Source organism: Streptomyces sp. TM32, from assembly GCF_004122755.1.
Lineage (GTDB): Bacteria > Actinomycetota > Actinomycetes > Streptomycetales > Streptomycetaceae > Streptomyces > Streptomyces sioyaensis.
Map to the genome: position 1 here is coordinate 1 of NZ_SDIG01000140.1, position 18,141 is coordinate 18,141.

Below are 18,141 nucleotides of genomic sequence, written 5' to 3' on the forward strand. Positions count from 1 at the left end.
CCCCCGCTCCCCACGCCCCACCGCGCTGTACGCACCACCGCCCAGGAGAACCCGTGAACCACCTCGCCTTTGGCGGCGCCTCCATAGACGGCGGCCTGTACACCCGGATCACCGGCCTGGCGCAGCACGCCCCGCACGGCCTGAACACCCTCGTCTCCTACGGGACCGACTACGGCCTCGGCCTCTTCGCCGTCCTGATGCTGATCGCATGGTGGCGGGCGCGCCACGGTGCCCCCGGCGCGATGGCGGGGGCACTGGCCGCCCCCGTCGTGGTGGTCCTCGCCTACGCCGTCAACGACCTGGTCAAGTCGGTCTTCGACGAACAGCGGCCCTGTCGGACGCTGCACACCGTCACCGTCGAGGCCTGTCCCGGCCCCGGCGACTGGTCGTTCCCCAGCAACCACTCCGCCATCGCGGCGGCCGCCGCCGTCGCCCTGCTGCTGGGCGACCGGCAACTGGGCCGGATCGCGGTGCCGGCCGCGCTGCTGATGGCGGCCTCGCGCGTCTGGGTCGGCGCGCACTACCCGCACGACGTCGTCGTCGGCCTGCTCGTCGGCGCCCTCGTCGCCTGGCTCGCCACCCCGCTCGCCCGCCGCGCCGGCCCCACCGTCGAGCGGATCCGCGCCTCCCGGCTGCGTCCCCTGGTGGCCGCCCGGTGACCGCGTCCGGGCCGCCGCCGGGGCCGGAACCGCAGACCGCACGGCGCGGCCCCGGCCCGCGTCCCGGCCCCGCCGTCCGCCCGCCGCTCACCGTCGCCGCGGTCTGCGCGGCGCTCTTCACCGCCGCGGCCGTCACCGTGTCCGTGCGCCACGGCGTCCCGCTCGCCCCCGAACGGGCCGCCGTCCACTGGTCCGCCGCCCACCACGGACAGCCACTGCGCTCCCTCGCCCGGGTGCTGACCGCCACCGGCACCGGCGCCGTCCCCTATCTCCTGGCGGTGCTCGCCGGGCTGCTGGCCGGCCGGGATGCGCGCGGCCGGCTGCGCGCGGTGGGCTGCGCCGTCCTCGTCCTCGCCGCCGGCCAGGCGATCCGTTACGGCCTGATGGACCTGCTCGCCCGCCCCCGGCCGCCGGCCGTCGACTGGGCCGGCCCCGCCTCCGGCTACGCCTTCCCCTCCGGCCACGCCACCACCTCGGTACTCGCGGCCGGGATCCTGGCCTGGGGGATCACCCGGCGCGTCGGTCCCGCCCGCGCCCGCACCTGGTGGGCGGTGCTCGCCCTCTGGGCCGCCGGCGTCGGCCTGACCCGCGTGTACCTGGCCGTCCACTGGCCGGGCGATGTCGTCGGCGGCTGGCTGCTGGCGGCCACCCTGCTCTGTCTCGCGCTGCTCCTGGAGCCGCTCGCCGTTCCCCGCCCGGACCCTGTCGACCGTGGCGGTACGCGGCCGGGCAGCGCCCATTCCCACGAATAGCTGACGATCCGACCAGGTCTTCCCCAAGGCGGCATGGACGCGTCCCGCGCCGAGCAGCACTGTCCTGGGCACCGGGACGGCGGGCGCCCTCCGGCCGTCCCGCCACCCCCACCGCCCACGGCACGTACCACCGCACCGTCAGGGGGACTCCACGATGAACCAGCCACTCGACGCCCCGGTGCCGTACCGGGCCACTCGCGCCTCCGGCGCCTCGCGCGCCTCCCGCGGCCGCTGCCCGGCCGCCGCGCTCAGGGACCCCACCCCGTGCGAGGGACCGCACGACGCCGCGACCCTCGTCGACCGTCATGGCCGGGAGGTCGCCGGCTGTGTCCACCACTGCGCCCGGGTACTGGCCGGCCTCGAAGGTGCCCGGGTCCACCCCTTCGTCCCGGCGGGCCAGGCCCTGGAGATCTACTCCCGGGCCCGTGAACTGCCGCCCTTCGCCTGGGAGATCGGCCGGTAGCCCACCGGCGCGCACGGCCCGGCCCATGAGCGAGGGGCCGCCGGTCCCGCCGGCGGCCCCTCCGCTCCCCGGCGCCGACGGTTCAGCGGCGCCGTGCGCTCAGCACTCGATGATGTTCACCGCGAGCCCGCCGCGCGCCGTCTCCTTGTACTTGACGCTCATGTCGGCGCCGGTGTCCTTCATGGTCTTGATGACCTTGTCGAGGGAGACATGGTGGTGGCCGTCGCCGCGCAGGGCCATGCGGGCGGCGGTGACGGCCTTGACCGCGGCCATGCCGTTGCGCTCGATGCACGGGATCTGGACGAGGCCGCCGACCGGGTCACAGGTCAGGCCGAGGTTGTGCTCCATGCCGATCTCCGCGGCGTTCTCGACCTGGGCGGGGGAGCCGCCGAGGACCTCGGCCAGGCCGCCGGCGGCCATCGAGCAGGCGGAGCCGACCTCGCCCTGGCAGCCGACCTCGGCGCCGGAGATCGAGGCGTTCTCCTTGAAGAGCATGCCGATCGCGCCGGCCGCGAGCAGGAAGCGGATGACGCCCTCCTCGTCGGCGCCGGGCACGAAGTTGACGTAGTAGTGCAGGACGGCGGGGATGATGCCGGCCGCGCCGTTGGTGGGGGCGGTCACCACCCGGCCGCCGGCGGCGTTCTCCTCGTTCACCGCCATCGCGTAGAGCGTGGTCCACTCCATGGCGCGGGCGGCATGGTCGCCCTCGGAGCGCAGCTGGCGGGCGGAGTGGGCGGCGCGGCGGCGGACCTTGAGGCCGCCGGGCAGGATGCCCTCGCGGCTCAGACCGCGGGTGACACAGCCCTGCATGACCTGCCAGATCTCCAGCAGTCCGGTGCGGATCTCGTCCTCGGTGCGCCAGGCCTTCTCGTTCTGGAGCATCAGGGCGGAGATGGACAGCCCGGTCTCGCGGGAGAGCCGCAGCAGTTCGTCGCCGGTGCGGAAGGGGTGGGTCAGGACGGTGTCGTCGAGCTTGATCCGGTCCTCGCCCACGGCGTCCTCGTCGACGACGAAACCGCCGCCCACGGAGTAGTACGTCTTCTCCAGCAGGGGCGCGCCGGTGCCGTCGTAGGCGAAGAGCGTCATGCCGTTGGCGTGGTAGGGCAGCGCGCGGCGGCGGTGCAGGATCAGCTCGGACGATTCGTCGAAGTCGATCTCGTGCGCGCCGCCTATTTCGGCGCCCAGCAGCCGCAGGCGCTTGGTGGTGCGGATCCGCTCCACCTCGTCGTCGGCGGATTCGACGTCGACGGTGCGGGGGGAGTGTCCCTCCAGGCCGAGGAGGACGGCCTTGGGGGTGCCGTGGCCGTGGCCGGTGGCACCGAGGGAGCCGAAGAGTTCGGCGCGGACGCTGACCGTCTGGGAGAGCAGGCCGTCCTTCTTGAGCCGTCCGACGAACATCCGCGCGGCGCGCATGGGGCCGACGGTGTGGGAGCTGGAGGGGCCGATGCCGATGGAGAAGAGGTCGAAGACGGAGATGGCCACGGTGGCGGACTCCCTTGTCTGCTCGTGGTGGACGGTGGAGCAATGGAGCAGGAGGTACGTTTCTGCGCCGATTGTCGAGCGTAACGCGGACCGGACGCGCTGCCTCCGGACGGAGACCGAAGGGCATCCGTCGCCGGGGGGAACGGCCGGTGTCGGGGTGGATACGGAGCCGCGGCGGGTGCCGGGCGGGGCCCGGATTCCGGCCGCCGGGGCCCGGTTGCGGGCCCGGCCGGGGACGCGGACGCGGGCTCGGTCAGTGGCCGGGCGCGGGGGAGGGCCGGGCAGCTGGAGCCGGACGTACCGGGGTCCCGCGGAAGTAGGGGAAAGAAGGGGAGAAGAGGGAGAAAGGGGGAGGGCTCTTGTGGGGTGAGCCAGGAGGGCGGCCCCGGGCGGAGCGCCCGGTGATCCCTGTCATCCCTGTGATCCCGTCCCGCCACCCCTGGCCCGCCGTCGCCGACGGGCCAGGGGAAGGTCAGCGCATGAGACGCGTCACAGCGACGGGTAGAGCGGGTACTTCTCCGCCAGGGCCGTGACCCGGGCCTTGAGGGCGTCGGCGTCGTACGCCGGCTTGAGGGCCTCGGCGATGATGTCGGCGACCTCGCGGAAGTCGTCGGCGGTGAAGCCGCGGGTGGCCAGCGCCGGGGTGCCGATGCGCAGGCCCGAGGTCACCATCGGCGGCCGCGGGTCGTTGGGGATGGCGTTGCGGTTGACCGTGATGCCGACCTCGTGGAGCCGGTCCTCGGCCTGCTGGCCGTCCAGCTCGCTGTCGCGCAGGTCGACCAGGACGAGGTGGACGTCGGTGCCGCCGGACAGCACGGAGACGCCGTGCTGCTTGACGTCGTCCTGGACCAGGCGCTCGGCGAGGATCCGGGCGCCGTCGAGGGTGCGCTGCTGGCGCTCCTTGAAGTCGTCGGACGCGGCGACCTTGAAGGAGACGGCCTTGGCGGCGATGACGTGCTCCAGCGGCCCACCCTGCTGGCCGGGGAAGACCGCGGAGTTGATCTTCTTGGCCAGCTCCTGGGTGGAGAGGATGACGCCGCCGCGGGGGCCGCCCAGGGTCTTGTGCGTGGTGGTGGTCACGACGTGGGCGTGCGGCACCGGGTTGGGGTGCAGCCCGGCGGCGACCAGGCCGGCGAAGTGCGCCATGTCGACCATGAGGTAGGCACCGACCTCGTCGGCGATCCGGCGGAAGGCGGCGAAGTCGAGCTGGCGGGGGTAGGCGGACCAGCCGGCCACGATCAGCTTGGGGCGGTGCTCCTTGGCGAGGCGCTCGACCTCCTCCATGTCGACCAGGTTGGTCTTCTCGTCGACGTGGTAGGGCACCACGTGGTAGAGCTTGCCGCTGAAGTTGATCTTCATGCCGTGGGTCAGGTGCCCGCCGTGGGCGAGGTTGAGACCCAGGATGGTGTCGCCCGGCTTGATCAGGGCGAACATGGCGGCGGCGTTGGCCTGCGCGCCGGAGTGCGGCTGGACGTTGGCGGCCTCGGCGCCGAACAGGGCCTTGATGCGGTCGATGGCGATCTGCTCGACGACATCGACGTGCTCACAGCCGCCGTAGTAGCGGCGGCCGGGGTAGCCCTCGGCGTACTTGTTGGTGAGGACGGAGCCCTGGGCCTCCATGACGGCGACGGGGGCGAAGTTCTCCGACGCGATCATTTCGAGGGTGGACTGCTGGCGGTGGAGTTCGGCGTCGACGGCGGCGGCGACATCGGGGTCGAGCTCATGGAGGGAGCTGTTCAGAAGCGACATGAGTCTTTCCTGGGGAGTCAGGGGCGCGATGGGGATCTCCCGGACGGAGGCCGGGGGAGCTTCCACTCGGCGGTGGCGGACGGGGAGCCGGCGGCTCAGCCCTGGATGAACGCGGCGTACTCGTCGGCCGAGAGCAGCTCGGCCGGCTCACCACTGGTCTTCACCTTGAACAGCCAACCGCCCTCGAACGGGGCGGAGTTCACCAGCGAGGGGTCGTTGACGACGTCCTCGTTGATCTCGGTGATCTCCCCGTCGACGGGCGAGTAGAGATCGCTGACCGACTTGGTCGACTCCAGCTCGCCGCAGGTCTCACCCGCCGCGACCGTGGTACCGACCTCGGGGAGCTGCACGTAGACGACGTCGCCGAGCGCGTTGGCCGCGTGCTCGGTGATGCCGACCGTCGAGACGCCTTCCTCGGCGCCCGACAGCCACTCGTGCTCCTTGCTGTAGCGCAGCTGCTGGGGGTTGCTCATGGCTCGATTCTCCTGTACGCGAGGGTGTGGTCGTGAAGCGGGTCGCCCCTGGCGGAGCCAAGGGAAGGGATCTTGCACAGTGCGACGCACGGGTGCGCGCCGCGGGCGGCTCCCGGCGGGAGCGGCCCGCTACTTCTGCCGCTTGTAGAAGGGCAGCGCGCTGACCTCGTACGGCTCATGGCTTCCACGGATGTCCACGTGGACACCCTCGGTGCCCGGGGTGGCGTAGGCCGCGTCGACATAGGCGATGGCGATCGGCTTGCCCAGGGTGGGGGAGGGCGCCCCGGAGGTGACCTCGCCGATGACCGTGCCGTCGGCCGTGACGACCGGGTAGCCCGCGCGCGGGACCCGGCGGCCCTCGGCGAGCAGACCGACCAGCTTGCGCGGCGGGTTCGTCTCGGCGCGCTCGGCGGCCGCCGCCAGCGCGGCGCGGCCGACGAAGTCACCGTTGTTGGTGGTCTTCTCGAACTTCACGACCCGGCCCAGGCCCGCGTCGAACGGCGTGGTCGCGGTGGTGAGCTCGTGCCCGTACAGCGGCATGCCCGCCTCCAGGCGCAGGGTGTCGCGGCAGGACAGACCGCAGGGCACCAGCCCGGCGTCCTTGCCGGCCGCGGACAGCGCCTCCCACAGGGCCACCGCGTCCGCCGGCCGGACGAACAGCTCGAAGCCGTCCTCGCCGGTGTAGCCGGTACGGGCGATCAGCGCCTCGACGCCGGCGACCGTGCCGGGCAGACCCGCGTAGTACTTCAGGCCGTCCAGATCCGCGTCGGTCAGCGCCTTGAGGATGCCGGGGGACTCCGGACCCTGCACCGCGAGCAGCGCGTAGGCGTCGCGGTCGTCGCGGATCGCGGCGTCGAAACCGCCCGCCCGCGCGCTCAGCGCGTCCAGCACCACCTGGGCGTTGGAGGCGTTGGCGACCACCATGTACTCCTGGTCGGCCAGGCGGTAGACGATCAGGTCGTCGAGGATGCCGCCGTCCTTCTCGCAGATCATGGTGTAGCGGGCGCGGCCGGTCTTCACGCCGCCGATGTTGCCGACCAGCGCGTAGTCGAGGAGATCGGCGGCCTGCGGGCCGGTGACGGTGATCTCGCCCATGTGGGAGAGGTCGAAAAGGCCGGCGCGGGTGCGGACGGCGACATGCTCGTCGCGCTCGCTGCTGTAGCGCAGCGGCATGTCCCAGCCGGCGAAGTCGGTCATGGTCGCGCCGAGCGCCCGATGGGTGGCATCCAAGGCAGTACGGCGGGGGGCATCAGTCATGGTTCTGGGCTCCCAGGCATGGGTGAGAGGACGTTCTCCCCATCTGTCATCGGAACCTGAGAGGTTCACCGGGATCCCGCGAACGGACCCGGTTTGCACCTTGGGTGGAGCCACCCCGTCAACCGGGCGGTGACTCGCTTTTCAGATCTGCCTCGCCCGTGCGGTATAGGGGCCTGAGAGATTCAAGGGAGGACTTGCTCCTTCGGCGCCCCGCCATGGCGGCCGGGGACTCTCCCGCGCGGGTTCAAGCGGCCGGTATGGAGTTGGCGGTGCACAAGTGAGACGCGGTGTGCACGTGGCGGCCACATCATTGCACGGGATCGCCCGATACAGCAGCCCTGGTGGGCGGCCCGCCCATGACGTGGGCGGATCGGGCAACCGTCTTGATGGGCATTACCTTTTCTTGACACTCTGCGGGTACGGGACGGACTCGAACCGGAACAGAACCGGACGGGGAGGGTGATCACGGTGCACGGAGAAGCGGCATACGGTGCCACTTCAGAGGTCGTGCCCACTGAGGCCGTGCGTCCCGGCCGCGTGCCGGGAGCGGCCGCCGCGGTGTCCCGCGGCGGCCGTCCGCGGCGCACGGTCCTGCGGCCCGGCCGCCGCGCCGGGGTCGTGGATCTGCGGGGTGCGGGGCGGGCGCGCGGCGTGGTCGAGCTGCGGTTCCCGGCCGGTGATCTGGTGGTGGTCTCCGGGCTGCCGGGCAGCGGCAAGAGCACCCTGATGCACCGCGTGGTGCCGCCGCTGGACCGGCGCGGCGCCCTGGTGCACCGCATCGATTCGCAGGACGTCCGCGAGCGCTGGGAGCGCGGCCGGCTGCGCCGGCTGCCCTACGCCCTCTACCGCCCGCTGGTCCGGGCCGCCCACTATCTGGCGCTGCGCCGTGCGCTGCGCTCCGGCGACAGCGTGGTGGTGCACGACTGCGGGACGCTGGCGTGGGTGCGCGGCTGGCTCGCCCGCTCCGCGGTGCGCGGCGGCCGCGGGTTGCATCTGGTGCTGCTCGACGTGCCGCCGGAGGTGGCGCTGTCCGGCCAGGAGTCGCGGGGGCGCGGGGTGTCGGGCTACGCCTTCGCGCGTCATCGCGGGGCGGTGGGCCGGCTGGTCGGCGCGGCGGAGGCGGACCGGCTGCCGTACGGGGTCGGCTCGGCGGTCCTGCTCGACCGGCGGGCGGCGAATACCCTGGAGACGATCGGCTTCGACTGAGCGCGGCGGCCCCGCGGCGGGCCCGTGCCCCGAGGGTTTCCGCGCGCGCTTTCTCGTCTAGGGTCTGAACCAGCGGGCAGCCCCCAGGGGTCGTCGGCCAGAAGGTGCGGTTTGGAACGGGTGGGTTGACATGACATTTCCGGAGCAGGGGATACCGCAGCTGGCGTGGCCGGCGAACGAGCTCGAAGAGGTGCTGGCCGCCGCGGTCGGGCATCCGGGTGCGGGCGGCCGGATCGTCGAGGTCCTGGGCCGCAGCCGGGTATGGGTGCCGTTGCCCAACGGCGGCGGCCCGCAGAGCGCCGGCCCCGGCGCCCGCGGCCTCGATCTGCCCACCGTCGAGCTCGACGGTGCGCCCTACGTCCCGGTCTACAGCTCCGAGCAGGAGTTCCTGCGGGTGGTCGGATCGCACCTGTCCTTCACCGTCGCCCCGGCACGGGAGTTCGCCCGCGGGCTGCCGCCGCAGGTCGGCATCGTGGTCAATCCCGAGGGCACGATAGGCGTCCCGCTGCCGCCCGCCGCGGTCTTCGAACTGTGCCGGGCCGGACAGCAGGGAACGGACGGTGCGCCGAGCGGCGGCCGGGTGCGGCTCTTCGAACCGGACTGGCAGGACGAGCCGGTGGACTTCCTCGCCGCCGCCGGACTGGAGTTCTCCGCCGCCGGAATTGTCCTGACTGCCCGGCGTGCCCTGGCAAGTGTCGAGGGCGACACGCCCGCGCTCTTCGTCGGTGTTCAGGTCGCGGCCGACCCCGCGGCCGTGCACGACGGCACGGCCCGCGAGGCGGTACTGTCGGCCCTCGGACGTGCGCTCGGCGCCGTACCGGTGCCCTGGCCCGTGCAGCTCGTCATGCTCGATCTCGCCCAGGGGGACCCGGTCGCCGACTGGATGCTGGAGCGGGTGCGGCCCTTCTACTCTCGGGACCACCCGTAAGGGCTTGCGGAGCGGCCGGGCCGGGTCCGCGACCTCAGGCACGGCGCTCCTCCGGCCAACGCCGGGGGTACCCCGATGCCGCGGCCTTCCGACCCTGGCCCCTCGGCAAGCCCTAAGCTGGTTGGATGACGGGCGGGCGCACCCACACGTGCCCTGCTGACAGGAGGGACGGACGACGTGAGCGCGGGTGCGCATCAGGGGCCGGCGGCGGCCGGGCAGCTGGAGCAGCTGCTCCAGCAGGTCTCGCCCGGCCGTTATGACGCCTATGAGGCGCTGTTGCACGCGCTCGCCGCGGGCCAGGTCTGGATGCTGCTCTGGCAGGGGCGGGCCGGAGCGGCCGACGCGCAGTACGGCAACATGGAGGTCGACGGGCTCGGTTATGCACCCTGTGTGACCTCGGCGCCCGAGCTCGCCGCCTCCGGCTGGAACCGTGACCACGAGGTGGTCACCGGCCCCGAGATCGCCGCCGCACTCTTCCCCGACCGCTGGGGCCTGTGGCTGAACCCGCACGCGCCCGGCGGCGGCGTCGGCATCCCCTGGCTCGATCTGCGCCGGATCGCCGGAGGGCTCGACCGGCTGCCCGCCGGGCCGTTGCGGATCTCCGAGCCGGTCATCGACATCCCGCAGTTCTATGCGCTGCTCGCGCAGAACGCCCACCGGACGCCCGCCGTCCGGTCGCTGCGCCGGGCCTGGGTGCAGCCCGCGCTCGGTGCCCCGTATCTGGCGGTCGGCCTGGATCTGTACGACACCGGCCAGCAGGCGGTGGATTCCGCGCGGTTGATGATCCAGCAGTCGATCGGCGCGGTGCCGGACGGTCTGCCGGTCTCCACGGTCGCGATGAACGACGAGTACGACCCGGTCGCCCTGTGGATGCGGGCCTCCACGCGCCCCTTCTTCGACCGTGACGGCTACGCCCAGCAGCAGCCCCCCGCCGCCTCGTACGGCTACGGCTATCCGCGCCCGTACTGACCCGCCGCACCGGCACCGCACGGCGCGTCGTTCCTGACGCCTTTCCTGGGTGAATTCTCCCGCTTTGCCCCGCGGTTGAGCCCCTTTCCTGCGGTGGTGCGCCCCGCTCAGACCGCGTTGATGTCCGTATAACGGAAAGCCGCGGCCCACATCACAGTTACGCATCCTTTCCTGACCGGGTCTGGTGAGTGATCGCAACTCGGATGAAGACTCCGGCAGCAGAGGACCTCGGTTCTTTCTACGAGTGTCATCCCGCACGACGTCACGCGAATCCCCGAATTCCATTGCGCGAATTTCCGGGAAATCCGCAGGACTTGCACCAGTGATGTGAAGCAGGCCGCTACGCGGCGGGGATGTGGGCCGGTCACTGCCGGCCGAGAGGGGTCAAGGCACCGTGACCGCACCGATCGAGACCACCGGGGCGGCTGCCCAGGCGCAGCCGGAAGCGGTGCTGAAGGGCGTGGAAGGAAAGCGGATCGAGGGGCGTTCGCTCGGTCAGATCGCCTGGCTGCGCTTCCGGCGGGACAAGGTCGCGGTGGCCGGTGCCATCGTTGTCATCCTGCTCGTCCTCGTCGCGGCGCTCTCCCGGCCGATCCAGGCGCTGCTGGGGCTGGACCCCGACAACCCGAACCAGGCGCTGATCGACCCCAACACCACGCTTCCCAAGGGGGACTTGGGCGGCATGAGCGCGGACCATCCGCTCGGCGTGGACCCGAAGTTCGGCCGCGATCTGCTCGCCCGGGTCCTGGAGGGCTCCTGGGTGTCGCTGATCGTGGCGTTCGGCGCGACCTTGCTGTCGGTCGCCCTCGGCACCGTCCTCGGGGTGGTCGCCGGCTTCTACCGCGGGCGGGTGGACGCCTTCATCAGCCGGATGATGGATGTCTTCCTGGCCTTCCCGCTGCTGCTGTTCGCCATCGCGATCTCCGCCTCGCTGCAGGGCGGCGCCTTCGGCCTGGAGGGCCTGCCGCTGCACATCTCGGTGCTGATCTTCGTGATCGGCTTCTTCAACTGGCCGTACATGGGGCGGATCGTGCGCGCCCAGACGCTCTCGCTGCGGGAGCGCGAATTCGTCGACGCCGCCCGCGGCATGGGTGCGCGCGGCCCGTTCATCCTCTTCCGGGAGCTGCTGCCCAACCTGGTGGGGCCGATCATCGTCTACTCCACCCTGCTGATCCCCTCCAACATCCTCTTCGAGGCCGCCCTGAGCTTCCTCGGCGTCGGCATCCAGCCGCCCCAGGCGTCCTGGGGCGGCATGCTCAACCAGGCGGTCAAGTACTACGAGGTCGACCCCCAGTACATGATCGTCCCTGGCCTCGCGATCTTCGTCACCGTGCTCGCCTTCAACCTGCTCGGTGACGGTCTGCGGGACGCGCTGGACCCGCGCAGCCGGTGACGGCGGTGCGGGGCGCCCGCTCACATGTCCCACCTGCGTTTTTGATGTTTTGACCTTTCTCGACGAACGAAGGGGCACCGACCATCATGCGAAGGTCAGTTCCGGTCGCGGCGGTTGCGGCCATCACCAGTGCGGGCCTTTTGCTGGCCGGCTGTAGCGGGGGCAAGGATTCCGGAAGCGGTTCGGGCGAGGCGAACGCCGCCACCAAGGGCGTCGTCAACGCTTCGGACGCGAAGGGGGGCACGGTCACCTACGCGATCAGTGACGCCCCCGAGTCGTTCGATCCGGGCAACACCTACTACGCCTTCGTCTACAACTTCAGCCGGCTCTACGCGCGCCCGCTGACCACCTTCAAACCGGGCCCCGGCAGCAAGGGCAACCAGCTGGTCCCGGACCTCGCCGAGTCGATGGGCAAGTCCAGCGACGGCGGCAAGACCTGGACGTACAAGCTCCGCAAGGGCGTCAAGTACGAGGACGGTTCCGAGGTCACCTCGCAGGACGTCAAGTACGCCGTCGAGCGCAGCAACTTCGCGCGCGACACCCTCTCGCTGGGCCCGAACTACTTCCAGCAGTTCCTCAAGGACAACGACGGCGGCTACAAGGGTCCCTACAAGGACAAGAGCAAGGCCGGGCTGAAGTCCATCGAGACCCCCGACGCGCAGACGGTCGTCTTCCACCTCAAGAAGCCGTTCGCCGAGTTCGACTACCTGGTCAGCGCCCCGCAGACCGCGCCGGTCCCGCAGGCCAAGGACAAGGGCGCGGACTACACCAAGGCGGTGCTGTCCACCGGTTCGTACAAGTTCCAGAACTACCAGGAGGGCAAGCAGCTCACCCTGGTCCGCAACCCGCAGTGGTCCGCGGCGACCGACCCGCTGCGCAAGCAGCTGCCGGACAAGATCGTCCTGAATCTGAAGGTCGCCCAGTCGACCATCGACAAGGACCTCCAGTCGGGCAACACCCTGGTGGACCTGGCCGGCCGCGGTGTCGACGGGCAGACGCAGGCCCAGCTGCTGACCGACCCCAAGCAGAAGGCCCAGACCGACAACGCGCTCGGTCAGCGCCTCGTCTACACGGCGATCAACACCAAGGTGAAGCCGTTCGACAAGCTGGAGTGCCGCAAGGCCGTCGAGTACGCGATCGACAAGAAGGCCGTCCAGACCTCGCTCGGCGGCCCGATCCGCGGTGACGTGGCCTCCACGGTGCTGCCGACCGACATCGACGGCTACCAGAAGTACGACCTGTACCCGCAGAAGTACAGCGGCGACAAGCTGGACGTGACCGAGGCCAAGAAGCACTGGGACGCGTGCGGCGCGGGCAGGACCACGACCACGATCCTGGCCCGCAACGACCGCCAGGACGAGGTCGACGCGGCCACCTCGGTCATCGAGTCGCTCAAGAAGATCGGCGTCACCGCCAAGATCCAGTCCTACCCGTCCAGCAAGTACTTCTCGGACTACGCCGGTGTACCGGCGTTCGACAAGAAGAACAACGTCGGCCTGATGATGATGCAGTGGGGCGCGGACTTCCCCACCGGCTACGGCTACCTCCAGCAGATCCTGCACGGCAAGGCGATCGGCCAGTCCGGCAACTCCAACCTGTCGCAGCTGGACGACCCGGAGATCAACAAGCTGCTCGACAGCGCCATCGCCAACACCGACAAGGCGGCCCGCGAGAAGGCGTACGCCGAGATCGACAAGAAGGCGATGGAGCAGGCCGCGATCGTCCCGCTGACCTACTTCAAGGTCCTGATGTACCGCTCGCCCAAGGCCACCAACCTGGTGTCCACCTCGGCCTTCAGCGGTGAGTACGACTACCTCAACATCGGCGTCAAGAAGTAGCAGCCCTGGAAGGCAGGTGAAGGCAGGGCGTCCGCGGGCCGGTTCCGGCCGGCCCGCGGCGCCGGCGCCGCGTCCCCGTGTTCTCGTACATCATCCGCAGGCTGATCAGCGCAGTGGTCCTGCTGCTGATCGTCAGCGCGGTCACGTTCGGCATCTTCTTCCTGCTGCCGAAGCTGGCCGGGCAGACCACCGACCAGCTTGCCCAGCAATACATCGGAAAGGCCCCCACACCCGCGGACATCGCGGCGGTGAAGAAGAACCTCGGCCTGGACAAGCCGGTGTTCGAGCAGTACTGGGACTTCCTCAAGGGCATTTTCGTCGGCGTCGACTACAAATTCGGACCGGAAGCGGCAAAGTGCCATGTGCCGTGCTTCGGTTATTCCTTCAAGACCCATATCGAGGTCTGGCCGGAGATCCAGTCCCGGCTTCCGGTGACCCTCTCGCTGGCCGCCGGCGCGGCCGTGCTGTGGGTGGTCTCCGGCGTCGCGACCGGCGTGCTCTCCGCGCTGCGCCCCGGCTCGGTCTTCGACCGGATGGCCATGACCGTGGCGCTGGCGGGCGTCTCCCTCCCGATGTTCTTCACCGGCGCCCTGGCGCTGGCCCTGTTCACCTACCAGTGGCCGATCTTCGAGCGCAGCGACTACGTGCCGCTGATGCAGGATCCGTTCCTGTGGGCCCGGACCCTGGTCCTGCCCTGGGTCACCCTGGCCTTCCTCTACTCCGCGCTCTACGCCCGGCTCACCCGGGCGGGCATGCTGGAGACGCTCAGCGAGGACTACATCCGCACCGCCCGCGCCAAGGGCCTGCGGGAGCGCAAGGTGGTCGTCCGGCACGGTCTGCGGGCCGCGCTCACCCCGATCATCACGGTCTTCGGCATGGACCTGGGCCTGCTGCTCGGCGGTGCGCTCATCACCGAACAGGTCTTCTCGCTCAAGGGAGTCGGTGCCTTCGCCGTCGAGGCGATCAACGCCAACGACCTGCCCAACATTCTCGGCGTCACCCTGCTCGCCGCGTTCTTCATCGTCCTGTGCAACCTGGTGGTGGACGTTCTGTACGCCGCCGTCGACCCGCGGGTGAGGCTCTCGTGACCGATTCCTCCGAGGACAACAAGGGGACCGCGACGGCCGCCCCCGAGAAGGCAGCGCAGCCGGCCGCCTTCCTCGACGTGCGCGATCTCAGGGTCCACTTCCCCACCGACGACGGCGTGGTGAAGTCCGTCGACGGGCTGACCTTCAGCCTGGAGAAGGGCAAGACGCTCGGGATCGTCGGCGAGTCCGGCTCCGGCAAGTCCGTGACCTCGCTCGCCGTGATGGGGCTGCACCGCGCCGCGCGCCAGCAGCGCAGCAAGGTGACCATGTCCGGCGAGATCTGGCTGGACGGCAAGGAGCTGGTCTCCGCCGAGCCGGACGAGGTGCGCCGGCTGCGCGGCCGCGAGATGGCGATGATCTTCCAGGATCCGCTGTCCGCGCTGCACCCCTTCTACTCGGTCGGCACCCAGATCGTGGAGGCCTACCGCGTCCACCACGCCGTGGACAAGAAGACCGCGCGCAAGCGGGCCGTCGAGATGCTCGACCGGGTCGGCATTCCGCAGCCCGACAAGCGGGTCGACGACCATCCGCACCAGTTCTCCGGCGGGATGCGCCAGCGCGCCATGATCGCGATGGCGCTGGTCAACAACCCCGAGCTCTTGATCGCGGACGAGCCGACCACCGCCCTGGACGTCACCGTCCAGGCGCAGATCCTGGACCTGATCCGCGATCTGCAGAAGGAGTTCGGCTCGGCGGTCATCATCATCACCCACGACCTCGGGGTGGTCGCCGAGCTCGCCGACGACCTGCTGGTGATGTACGGCGGACGGTGCGTCGAGCGCGGCCCGGCCGAGAAGGTCTTCTCCGCGCCCCAGCACCCCTACACCTGGGGCCTGCTCGGCTCCATGCCGCGCATCGACCGGGACCAGACGGACCGGCTGATCCCGGTGAAGGGCTCCCCGCCCAGCCTGATCAACGTCCCGTCCGGCTGTGCCTTCCACCCCCGCTGCCCGTACGCGGACGTCCCCGAGGACAACCTGACCCGTACGATCCGTCCCGAACTGCGCGAGGCCGGCAGTGGGGGCACCCCCGCCAATGGGGGCGTAGCCGGCGGGGGAGGGCACTTCTCCGCCTGCCACCTGCCGCAGGAGGAGCGGGAGCGGATCTGGACCGAAGAGATTGCGCCGAAGCTGTGACCGAGACGACGGACGACCAGAGCAAGAAGATCCCGCTCCAGAAGGGGACCGAGGCCGCGAAGGCGGCCGCCGACCCCGAGCCGCTGCTGCGGGTCCGCGGCCTGGTGCGGCACTTCCCGATCACCAAAGGGCTGCTCAAGCGGCAGACCGGGGCGGTGCAGGCGGTCGACGGGATCGACTTCGACGTACGGCCCGGGGAGACGCTCGGCGTCGTCGGGGAGTCCGGGTGCGGCAAGTCGACCATGGGCCGGCTGATCACCCGGCTCGACGAACCGACCGGCGGCTCCATCGAGTTCCAGGGCCGCGACATCACCCATCTGTCGCCGGGCCGGCTGCGGCCGATGCGCCGTGACGTGCAGATGATCTTCCAGGATCCGTACGGTTCGCTGAACCCGCGGCACACCATCGGCGGCATCGTCTCCACCCCCTTCCGGCTCCAGGGCGTCGAGCCCGAGGGCGGGGTGAAGAAGGAGGTGCAGCGGCTGCTGGAGCTGGTGGGCCTGAGCCCGGAGCACTACAACCGCTATCCGCACGAGTTCTCCGGTGGCCAGCGGCAACGCATCGGTATCGCCCGGGCGTTGGCGCTCAAGCCCAAGCTGGTGGTCGCCGACGAGCCGGTCTCCGCGCTGGACGTCTCCATCCAGGCGCAGGTCGTCAACCTCATGGACGACCTCCAGGAGGAGTTGGGCCTGACGTACGTCATCATCGCCCACGACCTCTCGGTCATCCGGCACGTCTCGGACCGGATCGCGGTGATGTACCTCGGCAAGATCGTGGAGTTGAGCGACCGCAAGGCGCTCTACGGGACGCCGATGCACCCGTACACCAAGGCGCTGCTCTCCGCGGTGCCGGTGCCCGACCCGAAGCGGCGCACCCAGCGCGACCGGATCCTGCTCAAGGGCGATGTGCCCTCGCCGATCGACCCGCCCTCCGGCTGCCGGTTCCGTACCCGCTGCTGGAAGGCCACCGAGGTGTGCACCACCACCGAGCCGCCGCTGGTCGCGCTGCGGACCGGCCATCAGGTGGCCTGCCACCACCCGGAGAACGCCGACGACCCGGCACCGGCGGTCGGTCCGCGGGCCGACGGTCCCGCCGGCGGTAAGGCCTCAACCGGCGAATAACGCCTGGACTTGGCAAAGTCCTGGGCAAGACGCAGCGGGAGAGTGCAGAGTCAGCACGGTTGTTCGATCTTCATCCGTGTGTCCGAAGGGATGGCTCATGGCACTCTCCCGTTCTGCGCGTCGCACCTCCCGGTGGCTGGCCCTGGCCACCGCCGTGGCCGCGACCGCCTCGATCGCCGCGGCGCCCGGTGCGTCCGCCGGTGCCGCCGGAGTCGGCGACCCCTACTTCCCCAAGTTGGGCAACGGCGGCTTCGACGCCCTGCATTACGACCTCGGTGTCAGCTACCACCCCAGCAGCGGCCGCCTCGACGGCCGCACCACCCTCACCGCCCGGGCCACCCAGAACCTCTCCTCCTTCGACCTCGACCTGCAGAAGCTGACGGTCGACTCGATACGGGTGAACGGCCGCCGGGCCCACTTCGCCAGATCCGGCGACGAGATCACCATCCGCCCGGACTTCGCGCTGCACCGCGGCCGGAAGTTCACCGTCACCCTCGCCTACCACGGCGTCCCCAAGCCGCTGGGCGGGCCGATCATCTTCGGCTCCGACTACGGCTGGATGAAGACCAAGGACGGCGTCTTCGTCGCCTGTGAGCCCAACGCCGCCTCCACGTGGTTCCCCTCCAGCGACCACCCCAGCGACAAGGCGACCTACGACATCCGCATCGACGCCCCCAAGGGCCTGACCGGCGTCTCCAACGGCCGGCTCGTCAACTCGGGGGAGGCGCACGGCCGGTCCTACGCCCACTGGCGCGAGAACCGCCCGATGGCGACGTACCTGGCCACCGCCACCATCGGCAAGTTCGACATCCGTACGGGCACCACCCCCGGCGGCACCCCGATCTACGTCGCCACCGACCCCACGTTGCCCACCGGCAAGGTCGACGTCTACGGCATCACCGCCGAGGCCACCGACTACTGGTCCAAGATCTTCGGTCCGTACCCCTTCGAGGAGACCGGGGCGATCGTCGACGACATGCCGGAGGCCGGCTTCTCGCTGGAGGTGCAGTCCAAGCCGGTCTACTCGGCCGTGCGCAGCGAGTCCACCATCGTCCACGAGCTGGCCCACCAGTGGTTCGGCGACTCGGTCTCCGTCAAGCAGTGGAAGAACATCTGGCTCAACGAGGGCTTCGCCAGCTACGCGCAGTGGCTGTGGTCCGAGCACCGCGGGACCCTCAGCGCCCACGACGCCTTCCGCAAGGTCTACAACCAGATCCCTGCCGACGACGACTTCTGGAAGCAGAAGATCGCCGACCCCCAGCGGGACACCATGTTCGCCAGCTCGGTCTACCAGCGGGGCGCGATGACGCTCCAGGTGCTGCGCGAGCGGATCGGTGACAAGGCGTTCTTCAAGCTGCTGCCGGCCTGGACCGCCCAGCACCGTTACGGCAACGCCGACACCGGCCAGTTCATCGCGCTCGCCGAGAAGATCTCCGGCCGGCAGCTGGACGACCTGTTCCAGACCTGGCTCAACACGGACAGCAAGCCGCCGCTGCCGGGGAAGTAGGGGCGGAAGGCTGAGGCCGGAGGTTCGAGACCCGAGGCCCGAGGCCCGAGGCCCGAAGCTCGAAGCCCGAGGCTCGAAGCCCGAGGCCGTGTGGGCTCTCTCCCGCCCGGCGGGTGCTCC

Annotated in this window: 16 protein-coding genes and 1 riboswitch; of the genes, 12 read left to right on the top strand and 4 right to left on the bottom strand. The window is 70.7% G+C overall.

All coding sequences use genetic code 11. The features are described from left to right. Positions 1-53 precede the first annotated feature (53 nt). From EST92_RS24565 to EST92_RS24575, 3 genes are all read left to right on the top strand, one after another. Entirely contained in the window at positions 54-659 is a 606-nt protein-coding gene (locus tag EST92_RS24565) for a phosphatase PAP2 family protein (protein WP_129282976.1), read from the top strand. Further along, entirely contained in the window at positions 656-1,411 is a 756-nt protein-coding gene (locus tag EST92_RS24570; RefSeq protein WP_129282977.1) for a phosphatase PAP2 family protein, read from the top strand. The genes EST92_RS24565 and EST92_RS24570 overlap by 4 nt, the downstream gene beginning before the upstream one ends. Before the next feature lie 154 nt (positions 1,412-1,565). Further along, positions 1,566-1,874, top strand: coding sequence for a hypothetical protein (locus EST92_RS24575; RefSeq protein WP_174244120.1), 309 nt, complete (start codon positions 1,566-1,568; stop codon positions 1,872-1,874). Between the two features lie 99 nt (positions 1,875-1,973). Here EST92_RS24575 and EST92_RS24580 read toward each other — a convergent pair whose 3' ends face one another. The 4 genes from EST92_RS24580 to gcvT form a co-directional block, all read right to left on the bottom strand. Then, positions 1,974-3,356 carry an L-serine ammonia-lyase gene (locus EST92_RS24580; protein ID WP_129282978.1) on the bottom strand — a complete coding sequence of 461 codons (1,383 nt, stop codon included), beginning with the start codon at positions 3,354-3,356 and terminating at the stop codon, positions 1,974-1,976. A 489-nt stretch (positions 3,357-3,845) separates the two neighbouring features. Further along, positions 3,846-5,105 (bottom strand): serine hydroxymethyltransferase, encoded by a 1,260-nt coding sequence (gene glyA / locus EST92_RS24585; protein WP_129282979.1) that lies wholly within the window; start codon positions 5,103-5,105, stop codon positions 3,846-3,848. 95 nt (positions 5,106-5,200) lie between these two features. Continuing rightward, entirely contained in the window at positions 5,201-5,578 is a 378-nt protein-coding gene (gcvH, locus tag EST92_RS24590; protein WP_129282980.1) for a glycine cleavage system protein GcvH, read from the bottom strand. Positions 5,579-5,707: 129 nt separating this feature from the next. Continuing rightward, the gene (gene gcvT / locus EST92_RS24595; RefSeq protein ID WP_129282981.1) at positions 5,708-6,835 is read right to left on the bottom strand and encodes a glycine cleavage system aminomethyltransferase GcvT; all 1,128 of its coding nucleotides are present in this window, start codon (positions 6,833-6,835) and stop codon (positions 5,708-5,710) included. Between the two features lie 151 nt (positions 6,836-6,986). Continuing rightward, a riboswitch (glycine riboswitch) is annotated at positions 6,987-7,082 on the bottom strand. 275 nt (positions 7,083-7,357) lie between these two features. Between gcvT and EST92_RS24600 the strand changes: the two genes are divergently transcribed. The 9 genes from EST92_RS24600 to EST92_RS24640 all read left to right on the top strand — a co-directional run bounded on the left by EST92_RS24600 (position 7,358) and on the right by EST92_RS24640 (position 18,021). Next, positions 7,358-8,041 carry an AAA family ATPase gene (locus EST92_RS24600; RefSeq protein ID WP_254068991.1) on the top strand — a complete coding sequence of 228 codons (684 nt, stop codon included), beginning with the start codon at positions 7,358-7,360 and terminating at the stop codon, positions 8,039-8,041. 130 nt (positions 8,042-8,171) lie between these two features. Continuing rightward, positions 8,172-8,969, top strand: coding sequence for an enhanced serine sensitivity protein SseB (locus EST92_RS24605; RefSeq protein WP_129282982.1), 798 nt, complete (start codon positions 8,172-8,174; stop codon positions 8,967-8,969). Positions 8,970-9,146: 177 nt separating this feature from the next. Further along, complete coding sequence (locus tag EST92_RS24610) at positions 9,147-9,938, top strand: enhanced serine sensitivity protein SseB C-terminal domain-containing protein (RefSeq protein ID WP_129250192.1); 792 nt, start codon at positions 9,147-9,149, stop codon at positions 9,936-9,938. A 394-nt stretch (positions 9,939-10,332) separates the two neighbouring features. After that, a complete protein-coding gene (locus EST92_RS24615; RefSeq protein WP_129250191.1) occupies positions 10,333-11,331 on the top strand; it encodes an ABC transporter permease in 999 nt (332 codons plus the stop codon). Positions 11,332-11,417: 86 nt separating this feature from the next. Next, positions 11,418-13,169 carry an ABC transporter substrate-binding protein gene (locus EST92_RS24620; protein WP_129282983.1) on the top strand — a complete coding sequence of 584 codons (1,752 nt, stop codon included), beginning with the start codon at positions 11,418-11,420 and terminating at the stop codon, positions 13,167-13,169. Positions 13,170-13,246: 77 nt separating this feature from the next. Continuing rightward, the gene (locus EST92_RS24625; RefSeq protein WP_129282984.1) at positions 13,247-14,257 is read left to right on the top strand and encodes an ABC transporter permease; all 1,011 of its coding nucleotides are present in this window, start codon (positions 13,247-13,249) and stop codon (positions 14,255-14,257) included. Then, entirely contained in the window at positions 14,254-15,393 is a 1,140-nt protein-coding gene (locus EST92_RS24630; RefSeq protein ID WP_129282985.1) for an ABC transporter ATP-binding protein, read from the top strand. Before EST92_RS24625 ends, EST92_RS24630 begins: the two co-directional genes overlap by 4 nt. Positions 15,394-15,422: 29 nt before the next feature. Next, the gene (locus EST92_RS24635) at positions 15,423-16,514 is read left to right on the top strand and encodes a dipeptide ABC transporter ATP-binding protein (RefSeq protein WP_129282989.1); all 1,092 of its coding nucleotides are present in this window, start codon (positions 15,423-15,425) and stop codon (positions 16,512-16,514) included. A gap of 97 nt (positions 16,515-16,611) precedes the next feature. Further along, positions 16,612-18,021 (top strand): M1 family metallopeptidase, encoded by a 1,410-nt coding sequence (locus tag EST92_RS24640; protein ID WP_129282986.1) that lies wholly within the window; start codon positions 16,612-16,614, stop codon positions 18,019-18,021. Positions 18,022-18,141: the final 120 nt, after the last annotated feature.